The organism is Hypericibacter terrae, from assembly GCF_008728855.1.
Lineage (GTDB): Bacteria > Pseudomonadota > Alphaproteobacteria > Dongiales > Dongiaceae > Hypericibacter > Hypericibacter terrae.
The window spans coordinates 2,988,993-3,002,589 of sequence record NZ_CP042906.1 but is presented as its reverse complement, the minus strand read 5'-3'; the positions used below and the strand labels follow the sequence as shown (position 1 = coordinate 3,002,589).

The window sequence follows — 13,597 nt, the reverse complement described above, 5'->3', positions numbered from 1 at the left end:
AGAGACGAATGTCTGAACGCAAAGTCGCCTTGGTGACCGGCGCTGCCGGCGGCATCGGCCAGGCCGTGGTGTTGCGGCTCTTGAGCGACGGCTTCACCGTCGCCGCCATGGATATCGACGAGAAGGGGCTGGCCGCCGTCATGCAGCGCGCCGGAAGCCACAAGAGCGCGCTGAGCCTCTGGCCCTGCGACCAGACGGACGAGAAACAGACGCGCGACGCGGTCGCCAAGATCGAGGCGCGGCTGGGGCCGGTGGAGGGGCTGGTGAACACGATCGGCTGGGTCGGCACCACCCGCTTCGCCGACGAGGATTCCAACTACTGGCGCAAGGTCATCGCCATCAATCTCGAATCCGTCCTCTATGTGACCCACGCCGTGCTGAAGGGCATGGTCGAGCGCAAGGCCGGCAAGATGGTGCATTTCGCCTCGGACGCCGGCCGCGTCGGCACCAGCGGCGAGGTGGTCTATTCGGCGACCAAGGGCGGCATCATCGCCTTCGCCAAGAGCCTCGCGCGCGAGCATGCGCGCCACAACATCAACGTCAATTGCGTCTCGCCGGGCCCCACCGACACGCCGCTGCTGCAGCAGGAGATCAAGGACGATCCCGAGCTGATCAAGCGCATGGTCCGGCTCATTCCCTTCCGCCGCGTCGCACAGCCCGAGGACCAGGCTTCGGTCGTCAGCTTCCTGCTGTCGAAGGACGCCGACTACATCACCGGCCAGACCATCAGCTGCAGCGGCGGCCTCGTCATGATCTGACCGGAAGCGAGCTTCCCATGGACGCCGCACTGCAGACGCAGATATTGGAGACGGTCGACAAGCTGGCGCGGGAGCGGGTGCTGCCGCGCGCGGCCGAGATCGACCGCAGCGACGCGTTCCCGCGCGACCTCTACAAGGCCGCCGGCGATCTCGGCCTCTTCGGGATCTGGATTCCCGAGGAATTCGGCGGAACGGGACCCGACTTCGCCACGCCGCTCCTGATTTCCGAGCGGCTGGCGCGCGCCAGCGCCTCCTTCGCGCTGATCTACAGCAATTGCGGCGATGCCTGCACGCCGATCGTGCATTCGGCACCCCGACATCTGAAGGAACGCTATCTGCCCGGCATCGCGGCCGGCACGCTGATCCCCTGCTTCTCGCTCTCGGAACCGGGCGCGGGCTCCGACGCCGGCGCCATCACCACCTCGGCGCGGCGCGTGGGCGACGAGTATGTCATCACCGGCCGCAAATCCTGGTGCACCAATGGCTCCGTCGGCGACGTCTTCGTCGTCTTCGCCAAGACCGATCGCGAAGCCGGCAACAAGGGTGTCTCGGCCTTTCTCGTGCCGCGCAACACGCCGGGCTTCACCATCGGCCGCGACGAGGATCTCCTGGGCCTGCGCGGCAGCCCGACCACGCAGCTGCTGTTCGACGAGGCCCGGATCCCCGCGGACCACCGGCTGGGCGAGGAGGGCGAAGGTTTCAAGATCGCCATGGTCTGCCTAGACGAGGCCCGGCTCAATTGCGCCGCCATGGCGCTGGGTGTCGCGCAGGCGGCGCTGGAGGTGGCCGTGTCCTATGCCAAGGAGCGCGTTCAGTTCGGCAAGCCGATCATCCAGCATCAGGGCCTGCAGTTCCTGCTGGCGGACTCCACGGCCCGGCTCGCCGCCGCGCGCAGCCTGTGGGAGCAGGCGATGACGCTGGTCGAAACCCGTCGCGACCGGCGCGCCAGCACCTTCGCCGCGATGGCGAAGCTGGTCGCGACCGAAGCCGCGATGCAGATCACCACCGATGCGGTGCAGGCGCTCGGCGGCAGTGGCCTCAGCCGGGATTTTCCGGTCGAGCGCATGATGCGCGACGTGAAGGCCTTCCAGATTTTCGACGGCACCAGCCAGATCCAGAAGATGCTCATCGGCCGCTATCTGGAAAAGGTCGGGCTGCCTTTCGCGGAAACCTGACGGGCATGGAAAGGAATCGCCGTGGCTGACAGTCTCAGTCTGGACGTCGTCGACCGGATCGCCTGCCTGACGATCACGCGCGAGCAGGTCCGCAATGCCCTGAACGACGAAACGCTCGGACGGCTGAAGGCCAGTCTCGAGAGCCTTGCCCCGCCCAACGTCGCGGCCATCGTGATGCGGGGCGCGGGGCTCAAGGCCTTCAGCGCGGGCTCCGACATCAAGGAGCTCGCGTCCCAGTCCCTGAAGGATCGCATCGCCCACACCGATCTCGGCCATGCGCTGGGCGACGTGATCGAGCAGCATCCTTGCCCGGTCATCGCCGCCATCGAGGGCTATTGCCTGGGCGGCGGGCTCGAGATCGCGCTTTCCTGCGACTACCGGATCGCCGGCGCGAAGGCCAGCTTCGGCCTGCCCGAGGTGGCGCTGGGGGCGCTGCCGAGCTGGGGCGGCACCGTTCGGCTGCCGCGCATCGTGGGAGTCGCCCGCGCGCGCGAGCTCGTCCTGTTCGGGCGCCGGCTCACCGCCGAGGAAGCGCTGGACTGGGGCGTGATCAATCGCGTGGTGCCGGAGGGCGAGGCCTTCGCCGCGGCGCGGGCGCTGGCCGTGGAGACTTTCGGCCGGACCAATCCCGACATCGTCAGCATCGCCAAAGGCCTGCTCACGCACGGGACCGCGGTCTCGACGAGGACCGCGCGGCATCTCGAGCTGCTGGCGGACATGTCCGTGCTTGCGTCCGATGCGCTGGATGCGGGTGCGAAGAAGTTCACCGACAAGATGCCCTAACGAAAGGGGACGAGAGGCCGCCGCTCAGAAGCTCGGCGGCGTGGCGGCGCTCACCATTTCGCATTCCTCGGTCCCGAGATTGCGAAAGCGATGGGGCAGGGCGCTGGAGAAGTAGTAGGCCTCGCCGGGGCCGAGCTCCTTCTTCTGCCGGCCGACCGTGAGCTCGATCCGGCCGCGGATCACGACGCCGGCCTCTTCGCCTTCATGCTGCAGCATCTGCTTGCCGGTATCCGAGCCCGGGGCAAAACGCTCATGGAACACTTGGAGCTTGCGGCTCCGGTTCTGCCCGGCGACGAGGCGCAGCGAGATATCCTTGCCGCCCATCTCGACCAGGTCCTTGGCCGAGAAATAGATCTGGTGGTCGTCCCGGAGCTTCAGCGAGAAGAACTCGGCGATGCTGATGGGGAAGACGTTCAGGATCTTCCGCAGCGAGGCGACCTGGGGACTCGACAGGTTCTTCTCGATCAGCGAGATCGCACCGTTGGTCATGCCCGCGCGCTTGGCCAGCTCGCGCTGCGACAGCCCGTGCATCTTCCGCAGCCAGGCCAGCCGCGCACCGAGGTCGTCGGGAACTCCGTCGGCCTTGGCCGATTTCTGGCGAGCGCCCCCGTGACGAAGCCGGTCCAGTGTGGTCGAAACCCGATCTTCCATGGCCTTCACTCTGCGCATTGCCCCAAGCGGATAGTTATCGCCGATTCCGACCGGACTTCAAGTTGGTCCGGCGCCCCTTGCGCAAGAGGGGAGGGCCGTTTCATTATTCCCGCCATTCTTGGCAGAGGGAAATAGAGGATGACCGGACTTCTCCGTCTCCATCGCGAGCGCGTCCAGCCGGATTGGATCGACTATAACGGTCATCTGCTCGACGCCTACTATTTGCTGATCTTCAGCAACAACACCACGACCTTCATGGACCATATCGGTCTGGGCGAGAAGGAGCGGGCCGAGAAGGGCCACAGCCTGTTCACGCTCGAGGTCCACCTCAACTATCTGCGCGAGATCAAGGTCGGCAAGGAGACCTGGACCGACACTCAGGTCCTGGGCTGGGACGCGAAGCGGCTTCATGTGTTCTACACCCTCTATGCCGAGGACGCGCCGGAGCCCCGCGCGACCAGCGAGCAGATGCTGATGAACATCGACATGAACCAGCGGCGCTCGGCGCCCTTCCTCCCCGAGGTTCGGGCCAGGATCGAGCCCATCGCGCGCGCCCATGCCGGCCTGCCGCGGCCGGAGAATGTCGGGCATGTGATCTCCCTGCCGCCGAAGAAGTAAATCGCGCCTTTTGACTCTTGAGGATTTCCGCCATTAGATGAGGGCAACCGACAGCCTCCTCACGGCCGGATTCCGCCATGCCCACCGCCGCCCGCAGCGACCTGCCCGAGACCCTGGGTTTCCTGCTCCTGCCCAAATTCTCGATGATGGCCTTCGTCTCGGCGGTCGAGCCGCTGCGGGTCGCCAACCGGCTGGCCGGTGCCGAGCTCTATCGGTGGGAGATCGTCTCGCTCGAGGGCGCCTCGATCGCCGCCTCGAACGGGATGAGCCTCGTCGCGGATCGCAATCTGGGTCAACTCGGCCGCGGTCCCTCGCGCTATCGAACCGTGGTGGTGGGCGCCGGCTTCGAGCCGGAGCAGGGCTATGACCGGCGCATCCGCGACTGGCTGCGCCGGCTCGACCGCAACGGCGTCGAGCTGGGCGCCATGGACACCGGCAGCTTCGTGCTGGCGCGCGCCGGCCTGCTCGACGGCTATCGCGCCACCACCCATTGGGAGGTGCTCGACTCCTTCCGCGAGCAGTTTCCGAAGGTCGAGGCCGAGGGCGGGCTCTTCGCCATCGACCGCAACCGCCTGACCTGTGCCGGCGGCACCGCGGCACTCGACATGATGCTCCACGTCATCTCGCGCCGGCATGGCCATCGCCTGGCGACGGCCGTCTCCGAGCAGTTCATCCATGCCCGCATCCGCGATCCGCAGGACCGCCAGCGCATGGAGCCCGCTGCGAGGCAGGGCGTCTCGCATGCGGGGCTCGGGCGAGCGATCGCGCTCATGGAGAAGAATCTCGAGGAGCCGCTCGATGCCGGTCGCATGGCGCGCGCGGCGGGCCTCTCGCAGCGGCAGCTGGAGCGGTTGTTCCGCCTGCATCTCAACACCACGCCCCAGCGCTATTACCTCGATCTGCGCCTGCAGCGGGCCCGCGCCTTGTTGCAGTACAGCGAGATGCCGGTGGTCGAGGTCGCGGTCGCCTGCGGCTTCGGCTCGGCGGCGCATTTCTCGCGCAGCTATCATGCCTGGGCAGGCCGTTCCCCCCGCGCGGAGCGGCGTCCTGGTACAATAGGCGCCTGATCGGGCCGCTCCCTTCGAATGCGCTTGCCGCTATGGCGGAAAACGTCATATTGGCGGCGAAATCCGTCAAGCGAAGGCCGGCCTCTCGGCTGACCATCGCGCCCAGCTTCAAAAGACGCCCCCAGGGAGGAGAGCCCCATGAATTACGATGTTGTCGTGACCTGCGCCGTGACCGGCGCCGGCGACACGGTCGGTAAGCACCCGGCCATTCCGGTGACGCCCAAGCAGATCGCCGACGCCGCGATCGAGGCCGCCAAGGCGGGCGCCGCGATCGCCCATATCCATGTGCGCGATCCCAAGACAGGCAAGGGCGCGCGGACGGTCGAGTATTACAAGGAAGTCGTCGACCGCATCCGCTCGAGCAGCACCGACGTGGTGATCAATCTCACCGCCGGCATGGGTGGCGACCTCGAGGTGAATGACGGCAGCCCGTTGAAGCCCGGCCCGAACACCGACCTCATCAGCGCCATCGAGCGTCTGCCCCATGTCGAAGAGCTCCTGCCCGAGATCTGCACGCTCGATTGCGGCACGCTGAATTTTGGCGACGGCGAGACGATCTATGTCTCGACGCCGGTGATGCTGCGCAAGGGCGCCAAGCGCGTCCAGGAGCTGGGTGTGAAGCCCGAGCTCGAATGTTTCGACACCGGCCATCTCTGGTTCGCCAAGCAGATGTTCAAGGAAGGCCTGCTCGACGCGCCGCCGCTGTTCCAGATCTGCCTCGGCATTCCGTGGGGTGCCCCCGCCGACACCGTCTCGATGAAGGCGATGGTGGACAATCTGCCCGAGGGCGCCAATTGGTCGGCCTTCGGCATCGGCCGCAACCAGATGCCGATGGCGACCCAGGCCGCGGTGCTCGGCGGCAATGTGCGCGTCGGCCTCGAGGACAATATCTGGCTCGACAAGGGCGTCCACGCCTCGAACGGCACCCTGGTCGATCGCGTGATCAAGATCCTCAATCTCATGGGCGCGCGGGCCGTGACGCCCGACGAGGCGCGCAAGAAGTTCGGCCTGAAGAAGCGCCACTGAGCGTCAGCACGAAGGGAACGACCCCATGGCGAACGCGATCAAGACCTGTGCCGTCATCGGCACGGGCGTCATCGGTGCGGGCTGGGCCGGGCGCTTCCTCGCGCACGGGCTCGATGTGGTGGCCTGGGATCCGGGTCCGGATGCCGAGGCCAAGCTCAAGGCCAGCCTCGAGAACGCCTGGCCGGCGCTGACGCGTGTCGGCCTCGCGAAGGGTGCCGACCTCAAGCGCTGCCGCTTCGTGAAGACCGTCGAGGAAGCGGTGAAGGGCGCCGATTTCGTCCAGGAATCCGCACCCGAGGTGCTCGAGCTCAAGATCAAGCTGCATGCCCAGATCGATGCCGCGGCACGGCCCGACGTGATCGTCGGCTCCTCGACCTCGGGCCTGCTGCCGACCGACATGCAGGCGAAATGCCGGCATCCGGAACGGCTCGTGGTCGGCCATCCTTTCAATCCGGTCTATCTGCTGCCGCTGGTCGAGGTGCTCGGCGGCAAGAAGACGGCGCCGGCCTCGGTCGATCGCGCCTGCGCCTTCTATCAGTCCATCGGCATGCGGCCGATGCGGGTGAAGAAGGAGATCGAGGGCTTCGTCGCCGACCGCCTGCTCGAGGCCCTGTGGCGCGAATCCCTGCATCTGATCAATGACGGCGTCGCCACCACGGCCGACATCGACGACGCGATGCGCTTCGGCGCCGGAATCCGCTTCTCCTATATGGGTCAGATGATGATCTACCACATCGCCGGCGGCGATGCGGGCATGCATCATTTCATGAAGCAGTTCGGGCCGGCGCTGAAGCTGCCCTGGACCAAGCTGGTGGCGCCGGAGCTGACCGAGGACCTCATCAACAAGGTCGCCGACGGCACCACCGCCCAGGCCAAGGGCCGCACCGTCAAGGAGCTGGAGCGCTACCGCAACGACTGCATCATCGAGGTGATGGAAGCGATCGCGCGCGTGAAGAAGAAGCACGGGATGTCGCCGGAGGATTGAGGGAGGCGCCAAGGCTCCCTAACGCTTGCGGCATTTATTGTTCTGTCATCGCCGGGCTTGACCCGGCGATCCAGTCGCCTGGATGCCCGGGTCAAGCCGGGGCATGACAGTGCAGTCGAACGAGAGGCCGTTGCCCTTCAATCTTCGCCAGGGGGCAGCGGGACTCGCTATCGAAAGGCCATGACCATGGATTTCGGACTGAGCACCGAGCAGCAGCTCCTGGTCGACAGCGTGCGGGCCTTCGTCGAGGCGGAGCTCGTGCCTTACGAGAACGAGGTCGAGAAGACCAACGCCGTGCGCCCCGAGCTGATCGCGCAGATCCGCGACCGCGCGCTCAAGGCGGGGTTCTGGGCCGCCAACATGCCGGAGGAGCTGGGCGGCGGCGGGCTCGATCATGTCGCGCTGGCGCTGATGGAGCGCGAGCTCGGCCGCACGTCGTTCGCGCTCCAATATGCCGTGGCGCGTCCCTCCAACATCCTGCGCGCCTGCGTCGGCGAGCAGATCGATCGCTATCTGAAGCCCGCGATCCGCGGCGAGCGCGTCGAATGCCTGGCCCTGACCGAGCCCGGCGCCGGCTCCGACCTGCGCTCGATGAAGACCCGCGCGGTGCGCCAGGGCGACCATTACATCGTCAACGGCACCAAGCATTTCATCTCCTATGCCGACGTCGCCGATTTCATCGTGCTGTTCGCGGCCAGCGGCGAGGAGCAGACGGGGAAGGGGGCCAAGAAGCTCATCACCTCCTTCCTGGTGGACAAGGGAACGCCGGGCCTCGAGGTGCGGAAAGGCCCCAACTCGGTCTCGCATCGCGGCTATCACCATTGCGAACTGATCTTCACCGACTGCAAGCTGCCGGTCGCGCAGATCCTGGGCGAGGAGCATCACGGCTTCGACGTTGCCAACAAATGGCTCGGCGCCACGCGCCTCACGGTCGCGACGCAATGCGTCGGCCGCGCGCAGAAGGCGCTGGAGATGGCGACGCAATGGGCGGCCACCCGCAAGCAGTTCGGCCAGACCATCGGCAAGTTCCAGGGCGTCTCCTTCAAGCTCGCCGACATGGCGACCGAGATCCAGGCCGCCGAATGGCTGGTGATGAGCGCCGCCTGGAAGGCCGACCAGGGAACGGTGCAGGACCAGGACTACGCGATGGCCAAGCTCTACGCGACCGAGATGCTGGCGCGCGTCACTGACCATGCCGTGCAGATCTTCGGCGGCATGGGCCTGATGGAAGAGGTCGGCGTCGAACGCCTCTGGCGCGACGCCCGCGTCGAGCGAATCTGGGACGGCACCTCCGAGATCCAGCGCCACATCATCAGCCGCGCGCTGTTGCGGCCGCATGAAGGCTGAGGCCCGCCTCCCTCGCCCCGCGCTTGCGGGGAGAGGGTCGGGGTGAGGTGACTTTCTGTTCCCTACTTCCTCTTCGGCTGCCAGAGCCCCAGCGTCGCGCCGCTCGGATCGATGATGATCGAGAGCGAGCCCATGCCCATCACCTCGGTCACGTCCTTCATCACCTTGGCGCCGAGCTTCTTGGCTTTGGCGGTCGCGGCGGCGATGTCGTCGACCAGGACATAGGGCAGCCAGAAGGAGGGCGCGCCGGGGGTCATCTGTTTCATCATGCCGCCGCCGGTGCCGTCGCCGACCTTGATCAGGGTGTAGGTCACGCCGCCGCCCATCTCGACATCCTCGAGCTTCCAGTCGAACAGGGACTTGTAGAACGGCCTGGCCTTGGCGAGATCGGTGCTGCTCAGTTCGACATGCACGAAGGGGTTGCCCATGATCGCTCTCCGGGTTGGGGGTGACGCGGCATGGACTTCAGTCCTGGGCCAAAATATGTTCAAGAACATATTTTAGTTCCGGCTCACTCTCCTGCATGACACAGAGGTGACGGACCATGCCCTATCCCCAGGACCACCGGCAGGAAACCCGCGAGAAGATCCTCGCCAGCGCCCGGCGCCTGTTCAACCGCAACGGCCTGTCGGAGGTCTCGATCGACGCGGTCATGGCCGGGGCCGGCCTCACCCGCGGCGGCTTCTACAGCTATTTCGACAGCAAGGACGAGCTCTATGCCGAGGCGATCACGGCCTTCACGCGCCGTTTCCCGAGCGAGCCCTGGCAATGCAGCCAGGGCATTCCGCCGCCGGCCGACCGTCCGCTCGCGGCCACGATCGTCGATGTCTATCTCTCGCGCGAGCATTTCGAGGATGTCGAGGGTTCCTGCCCGATGCTGGGGCTGCCGAGCGATGTGGCGCGCGGCGGCACTGCCGTGAAGGCCGCCTATCGCGAGGTGCTGGACATGATGGTCGGCGCCTTCTCGGCTAACCTCGGCCCCGATCGCAAGGCGGCGCGCGAACGCGCGCTCGGGATCGCGGCGCTCTGCGTCGGCGGCATGGTGCTCGCGCGCGCCGTGGACGATCCGGCGCTGGCCGACGACCTGCGTGAGGCCGCTCGCAAGATGGCGCAGTCGATCGGCGCCTGGGGCAAGACACCCGAGCCCGCCTGAGCGGGCCGGGGACCCGTCATCCGCCGAGGAAGGAAGCGAGCTTCTCGAGCGAGGCGCGGCAGCCTTCTTCGTTATCTTCCGGCTTGATGCCCGGCGGGATGTTCTCGCAGGTGATGGTGACGTTGGTGCCGCCCTCGACGGGCTCCAGGGTCGTGGTCACCGTCATCTCGCCGGAGAAGGCCATATCCGCAGATTCGAAGACGCTCGCCCAGACGATCTCCCGGTCGGGGACCAGCTTCTCGAAGCGGCCCTTGAAGGTATCGGTGCTGGCCGAGCTCTTGCCGCGCGAGCTGCGGTCGTCGTCCGGATAGACCAGCGACATGCTGAAGGCGCCGCCTTCGCGCGGGTCGAACTCATGGACGATGCCGCTCATGGAACCCGGCGGCAGCCAGGCCGCCACGGCCTCCCGATCCAGGAAGGCGTGATAGACCCCATCGGGAGGGACCGCGATGACCCTGGAAACGACCGTGGTTGCTCGTTCGCTCATAGCGGCCATGATAGAGCGGAAACGGGCCGGGCGGCGAACTGTTCCCCTTTTAAAGCTTGGCGGCTAGCCAGGATGGCGGCGGCTTTGATAGCCTGCCGGCCTGTCCGCCGATCGGAGCCCCTTCCTTGGCCGTCATCCGTGAATTTCGACCGCGCGATCGCCAGCACCGGCTGCTGAAGGAGGCAAAACCGCGTGCGGTGGCGGCCGCTCACCGTCGGGGGTCGCTGTCCACGGCCATCCTCGATCCGGCCGCCCTCGGCGGGCTGGTCGAGCATCTCGAGACCGAGCGGTTCTTCGACCATCTGCACGACCTCTTGAACACCGTGCTCCATATCAACAATCTGGTCGCCATCGTCTTCCGCAACATGGGCTCGCCGCTCATCCTCCATCAGAAGTCGCCGCAGGAGCCGAATTTCTTCCGGATGATGTATGCGCAAGGCGCCTATCTGCTGGATCCCTTCTATCTCGCCAGCAAGGACGAGCGCCGCGCCGGCATCCACCGCCTCAAGCATCTGGCGCCCGACCGCTTCGTCGAGAGCGAGTTCTACCGCAGCTACTACGCCAAAGTGTCGATGATCGACGAGATCGGCCTGCTCTGGCCGTTCGACGAGGATCTGACGATCCATCTCTCCCTGGGCCGCCGTCTCGGCTCCGAGCGGTTCAACGCGCGCGAATTCGCCGCCTTCTCGCATATCGCGCCCTTGCTGACGGCGCTCCTTCGCCGCCAGGTCCGCGGTCCGATCCAGACCTGGCTCGAGCCGGTGACCTTCGACGGACTCGCCGCTGCGAGCGCCCCCGTCATCGACATCGCCCAGGACTGGCTCCGGGGGTTTCACGCGACCGCGCGCGAGACCGAGATCGCGGCCCTCATCCTGCAGGGCCATTCCAACGTCTCGATCGGCCAGGCGCTCAGGATCAGCGGCGAGACCGTCAAGGTGCATCGCAAGCATCTCTATGCCAAGCTCTCGATCTCGTCGCAGACGGAGCTGTTCCTGCTCTTCATCGACCGCATCAAGCAGTTCTCGGCGAGGGCGCGCCGGTCCTAGCGCCTACCTTCCGCAGGGTATTGGGCGAGGGGTCCGGCAGGGCATAATGGGCGCAGGGCAAGGACGGATCGCATCAGGCAGGAGAGGCCATCATGACGCTCGGATGTGCATTGACTTTCGACTTCGACGCCATGTCGGTGTGGGTGGGCTCCTACAAGGCCCGCAACCCGAGTGTGGTCTCGCGCGGCGAGTTCTGCGCCGTCTCCATCCCGCGCATCCTCGATCTCCTCGCCAAGCATCGCATCCCCGGCACCTTCTGCGTGCCGGGCCATACGGCCCTGGCCTATCCGGAGCTCATCAAGCGCATCCATGGCGAGGGCCATGAGATCGCGCATCACGGCTGGGTGCATGAGAACCCCGCCGATTTCGACGAGGCCGGCGAGCGGCGCAATATGGAGCTGGGGCTCGAGGCGCTGCAGAAGGCCGCCGGCGTGAGGCCGACGGGCTATCGCTCGCCGTCATGGGATTTCAGCCAGCACACCATCAAGATCCTGCTCGATTACGGTTTCTCCTACGATTCGAGCCTGATGGGCGGCGATTTCATCCCCTATTACGCGCGGGTCGGCGACAAGTATGACGACAAGACGCCCTATGTGTTCGGCGCGAATGTCGATCTGGTCGAGCTGCCGATCACCTGGCTGCTGGACGATTTCCCGCATTTCGAGTTCGTCGATCGCGACTGCCAGGGCCTGGCCTCGGCCTCGAAGGTGGAGGAGATCTGGCGCGACGAGTTCGACTATGCGCACCAGAACGCGCCGGGTGGGCTGTTCAATCTGACGATGCATCCGCAGGTCATCGGCCGCGGCTATCGCATGATGATGCTGGAGCGCCTGATCGAGCACTATAAGAGCTTCACCGACGTGAAGTTCACGACGCTGAACGACTATGTCGAGGGCTGGCGCAAGGCCAATCCGCTGGAGGCCTGGCGGAACTCCGGCGCGATCCAGGCTCAGCCGGCCTCGCACCGCGTCCCGGCCTGAGCGTCAGGCCGGCCTTACCGCCAGGATGAAGATCCGGCGGAAGGCGAAGAGCGTGCTGCCATCGGCCTCGGGCGGATAGGCGGCCCGGATGCGGGCGGCATAGTCCGCCTCGAAACGCGTCCGCTCAGCCTCGTCGAGCGGCTCCATGAAGGGCCGCAGGCCCGTCGCCCGCGTCCAGGTCACGACCGGATTGTCGCCCTGCAGGCGCATGAGATAGTCGATCTCCCAGATATCGGCGGCGCTCGTCATCGAGGCCATCAGCCGCGCATAAAAGGCGGGCTCCGCCACGCGCTGCGGCCGGTCGATCTGAACGGCGAGCTTGTCCCGCCAGGGCCCGGCCTTGGCCGTCTCGATCATCTGCGTATGAGAGGGCCGGTCGTGGTTGCGCGGCATCTGCACCGCCAGGACGCCGCCCGGCTTCAACTGCCCGAAGAGATGCGGGAACAGATGTTCATGATCGGGCAGCCATTGCAGCACGGCGTTGGTGAAGAGCAGGTCGGTGGGTACGGGCGGGCGCCAGCGCGAAGCGTCGCCTTCGACGAACTCGACATCGGGCAGCGCGGCGCGGGCCGAGGCCAGCATCGCCGGCGAATTGTCCATGCCGAGAAGCCGGGCCCGCGGCCAGCGCGCCCGAAGGAGGGCCGTCACATTGCCGGCGCCGCAGCCGACATCGAGGATGAAGCCGGGCTCGTCGAGCGGAATGCGGTTGATGAGGTCGAGCGCGGGACGCTCGCGCTCGCCGACGAACCGCTTATAGAGCGCCGGCTGCCAGTCGGGCTTCGCGGTCGAGGGTGCCGGCGCGGCTCTCATCCGGAACTCAGGTGTCCGCCCACATGCGGATCAGGTTGGCGTGATTCTTCTGCACCAGATAGGTCTCCTCGGCGTCCGGCTGCTTCTCATGCAGCTTGCGCCGGACCACATCCAGCTCGTAGAGCACCTCGCGCCGGGCCGGATCGCGCACCAGGCTCTGGATCCAGGTGACGGCGCAGAGCCGTTCGCCGCGCGTCAGGGGCGTCACCTCATGCAGGCTCGAGGCCGGATAGACCACGGCCGAGCCCAGCGGCAGCTTCACCTGCTGCGGGCCGAAATTGGTGTGGATGACCAGCTCGCCGCCGTCATAGTCGCCGGGCTCGCAGAGGAACAGCGTCACCGCGATATCGCTGCGCACCGGGCTGTCGCTGCCCATGACGCCGTTGTCGACATGCGGGCCGTAGCGCATGCCCGGGCGGTAGCGGCTGATGAGGCAGGGGCGGATATGCTTGGGCAGGGTGGCGCGCTTGAACTCGACGCTGCGCAGCAGCATGTCGCGCACACGCTTCTGCACCTCGGGCTTGTTCTTGTCGGTGCGGGCCAGCTGCTCGTTCTTCTTGACGCGCCGCGCCTGGCTGCCGGCGGTGGCGATGCCGTCCTCGAAGCTGCTCTCGGCGACCAGCTTGGTGAACTCCGCCACCTCGGCGGCGGTCATGATGTTGGGGATGAGATAGATCATCGGGCGGTCGCTGGGCCTCTGAAGCATGGCTG

At 66.5% G+C, this 13,597-nt stretch carries 16 protein-coding genes; 11 read left to right on the top strand and 5 right to left on the bottom strand.

Annotation, left to right across the window (positions count from 1 at the left end; translation table 11 throughout):
- Positions 1-8 precede the first annotated feature (8 nt).
- From FRZ44_RS13690 to FRZ44_RS13680, 3 genes are read left to right on the top strand one after another with little or no spacing between them, the layout of a single operon-like run.
- Positions 9-758, top strand: a complete 750-nt coding sequence (locus FRZ44_RS13690; RefSeq protein ID WP_151177722.1) for an SDR family NAD(P)-dependent oxidoreductase — start codon at positions 9-11, stop codon at positions 756-758.
- A gap of 17 nt (positions 759-775) precedes the next feature.
- On the top strand, positions 776-1,933 hold the full coding sequence (locus FRZ44_RS13685) for an acyl-CoA dehydrogenase family protein (RefSeq protein ID WP_151177721.1): 1,158 nt from the start codon (positions 776-778) through the stop codon (positions 1,931-1,933).
- Positions 1,934-1,954: 21 nt separating this feature from the next.
- Positions 1,955-2,716 (top strand): enoyl-CoA hydratase/isomerase family protein, encoded by a 762-nt coding sequence (locus FRZ44_RS13680; protein WP_191908083.1) that lies wholly within the window; start codon positions 1,955-1,957, stop codon positions 2,714-2,716.
- Positions 2,717-2,740: 24 nt separating this feature from the next.
- On the opposite strand, the gene FRZ44_RS13675 is transcribed toward FRZ44_RS13680, so the two are convergent.
- Positions 2,741-3,367 (bottom strand): cupin domain-containing protein, encoded by a 627-nt coding sequence (locus FRZ44_RS13675; RefSeq protein WP_151177719.1) that lies wholly within the window; start codon positions 3,365-3,367, stop codon positions 2,741-2,743.
- A 138-nt stretch (positions 3,368-3,505) separates the two neighbouring features.
- Here FRZ44_RS13675 and FRZ44_RS13670 point away from each other — a divergent pair, with 138 nt between their 5' ends.
- The 5 genes from FRZ44_RS13670 (at position 3,506) to FRZ44_RS13650 (ending at position 8,410) form a co-directional block, all read left to right on the top strand.
- Positions 3,506-3,985: a thioesterase family protein gene (locus FRZ44_RS13670; protein ID WP_151177718.1), complete on the top strand. Its 480-nt coding sequence runs from the start codon at positions 3,506-3,508 to the stop codon at positions 3,983-3,985.
- A gap of 77 nt (positions 3,986-4,062) precedes the next feature.
- Positions 4,063-5,052, top strand: coding sequence for a GlxA family transcriptional regulator (locus tag FRZ44_RS13665; protein ID WP_225308249.1), 990 nt, complete (start codon positions 4,063-4,065; stop codon positions 5,050-5,052).
- A 138-nt stretch (positions 5,053-5,190) separates the two neighbouring features.
- Positions 5,191-6,078 carry a BKACE family enzyme gene (locus FRZ44_RS13660; protein ID WP_151177717.1) on the top strand — a complete coding sequence of 296 codons (888 nt, stop codon included), beginning with the start codon at positions 5,191-5,193 and terminating at the stop codon, positions 6,076-6,078.
- Positions 6,079-6,103: 25 nt separating this feature from the next.
- Positions 6,104-7,063 carry an L-carnitine dehydrogenase gene (locus FRZ44_RS13655; protein ID WP_151177716.1) on the top strand — a complete coding sequence of 320 codons (960 nt, stop codon included), beginning with the start codon at positions 6,104-6,106 and terminating at the stop codon, positions 7,061-7,063.
- 180 nt (positions 7,064-7,243) lie between these two features.
- Positions 7,244-8,410: an acyl-CoA dehydrogenase family protein gene (locus FRZ44_RS13650; RefSeq protein WP_225308248.1), complete on the top strand. Its 1,167-nt coding sequence runs from the start codon at positions 7,244-7,246 to the stop codon at positions 8,408-8,410.
- Between the two features lie 62 nt (positions 8,411-8,472).
- Here the strand turns inward: FRZ44_RS13650 and FRZ44_RS13645 are convergent, their stop codons facing one another.
- On the bottom strand, positions 8,473-8,838 hold the full coding sequence (locus tag FRZ44_RS13645; protein WP_151177715.1) for a VOC family protein: 366 nt from the start codon (positions 8,836-8,838) through the stop codon (positions 8,473-8,475).
- 116 nt (positions 8,839-8,954) lie between these two features.
- On the opposite strand from FRZ44_RS13645, the gene FRZ44_RS13640 reads away from it, so the two are divergent.
- Entirely contained in the window at positions 8,955-9,563 is a 609-nt protein-coding gene (locus tag FRZ44_RS13640) for a TetR/AcrR family transcriptional regulator (RefSeq protein WP_151177714.1), read from the top strand.
- 16 nt (positions 9,564-9,579) lie between these two features.
- On the opposite strand, the gene FRZ44_RS13635 is transcribed toward FRZ44_RS13640, so the two are convergent.
- Positions 9,580-10,050 carry an SRPBCC family protein gene (locus FRZ44_RS13635; RefSeq protein WP_151177713.1) on the bottom strand — a complete coding sequence of 157 codons (471 nt, stop codon included), beginning with the start codon at positions 10,048-10,050 and terminating at the stop codon, positions 9,580-9,582.
- A gap of 125 nt (positions 10,051-10,175) precedes the next feature.
- On the opposite strand from FRZ44_RS13635, the gene FRZ44_RS13630 reads away from it, so the two are divergent.
- The gene (locus tag FRZ44_RS13630; RefSeq protein ID WP_151177712.1) at positions 10,176-11,096 is read left to right on the top strand and encodes a helix-turn-helix transcriptional regulator; all 921 of its coding nucleotides are present in this window, start codon (positions 10,176-10,178) and stop codon (positions 11,094-11,096) included.
- Between the two features lie 92 nt (positions 11,097-11,188).
- The gene (locus FRZ44_RS13625; protein WP_151177711.1) at positions 11,189-12,076 is read left to right on the top strand and encodes a polysaccharide deacetylase family protein; all 888 of its coding nucleotides are present in this window, start codon (positions 11,189-11,191) and stop codon (positions 12,074-12,076) included.
- A 3-nt stretch (positions 12,077-12,079) separates the two neighbouring features.
- On the opposite strand, the gene tam is transcribed toward FRZ44_RS13625, so the two are convergent.
- Positions 12,080-12,886 (bottom strand): trans-aconitate 2-methyltransferase, encoded by an 807-nt coding sequence (gene tam / locus FRZ44_RS13620; RefSeq protein WP_151177710.1) that lies wholly within the window; start codon positions 12,884-12,886, stop codon positions 12,080-12,082.
- A 7-nt stretch (positions 12,887-12,893) separates the two neighbouring features.
- Positions 12,894-13,565: a Fe2+-dependent dioxygenase gene (locus FRZ44_RS13615; protein WP_191908082.1), complete on the bottom strand. Its 672-nt coding sequence runs from the start codon at positions 13,563-13,565 to the stop codon at positions 12,894-12,896.
- Between the last annotated feature and the right edge of the window lie 32 nt (positions 13,566-13,597).

Bases quoted from the DNA above. Each gene is read 5' to 3' on its own strand.
- FRZ44_RS13660 (WP_151177717.1), top strand. From the start codon at position 5,191: ATGAATTACGATGTTGTCGTGACCTGCGCCGTGACCGGCGCCGGCGAC.
- FRZ44_RS13670 (WP_151177718.1), top strand. From the start codon at position 3,506: ATGACCGGACTTCTCCGTCTCCATCGCGAGCGCGTCCAGCCGGATTGG.
- tam (WP_151177710.1), bottom strand. From the start codon at position 12,886: ATGAGAGCCGCGCCGGCACCCTCGACCGCGAAGCCCGACTGGCAGCCG.
- FRZ44_RS13625 (WP_151177711.1), top strand. From the start codon at position 11,189: ATGACGCTCGGATGTGCATTGACTTTCGACTTCGACGCCATGTCGGTG.
- FRZ44_RS13650 (WP_225308248.1), top strand. From the start codon at position 7,244: ATGACCATGGATTTCGGACTGAGCACCGAGCAGCAGCTCCTGGTCGAC.
- FRZ44_RS13655 (WP_151177716.1), top strand. From the start codon at position 6,104: ATGGCGAACGCGATCAAGACCTGTGCCGTCATCGGCACGGGCGTCATC.
- FRZ44_RS13675 (WP_151177719.1), bottom strand. From the start codon at position 3,367: ATGGAAGATCGGGTTTCGACCACACTGGACCGGCTTCGTCACGGGGGC.
- FRZ44_RS13665 (WP_225308249.1), top strand. From the start codon at position 4,063: ATGCCCACCGCCGCCCGCAGCGACCTGCCCGAGACCCTGGGTTTCCTG.
- FRZ44_RS13640 (WP_151177714.1), top strand. From the start codon at position 8,955: ATGCCCTATCCCCAGGACCACCGGCAGGAAACCCGCGAGAAGATCCTC.
- FRZ44_RS13615 (WP_191908082.1), bottom strand. From the start codon at position 13,565: ATGATCTATCTCATCCCCAACATCATGACCGCCGCCGAGGTGGCGGAG.
- FRZ44_RS13635 (WP_151177713.1), bottom strand. From the start codon at position 10,050: ATGAGCGAACGAGCAACCACGGTCGTTTCCAGGGTCATCGCGGTCCCT.
- FRZ44_RS13690 (WP_151177722.1), top strand. From the start codon at position 9: ATGTCTGAACGCAAAGTCGCCTTGGTGACCGGCGCTGCCGGCGGCATC.
- FRZ44_RS13685 (WP_151177721.1), top strand. From the start codon at position 776: ATGGACGCCGCACTGCAGACGCAGATATTGGAGACGGTCGACAAGCTG.
- FRZ44_RS13645 (WP_151177715.1), bottom strand. From the start codon at position 8,838: ATGGGCAACCCCTTCGTGCATGTCGAACTGAGCAGCACCGATCTCGCC.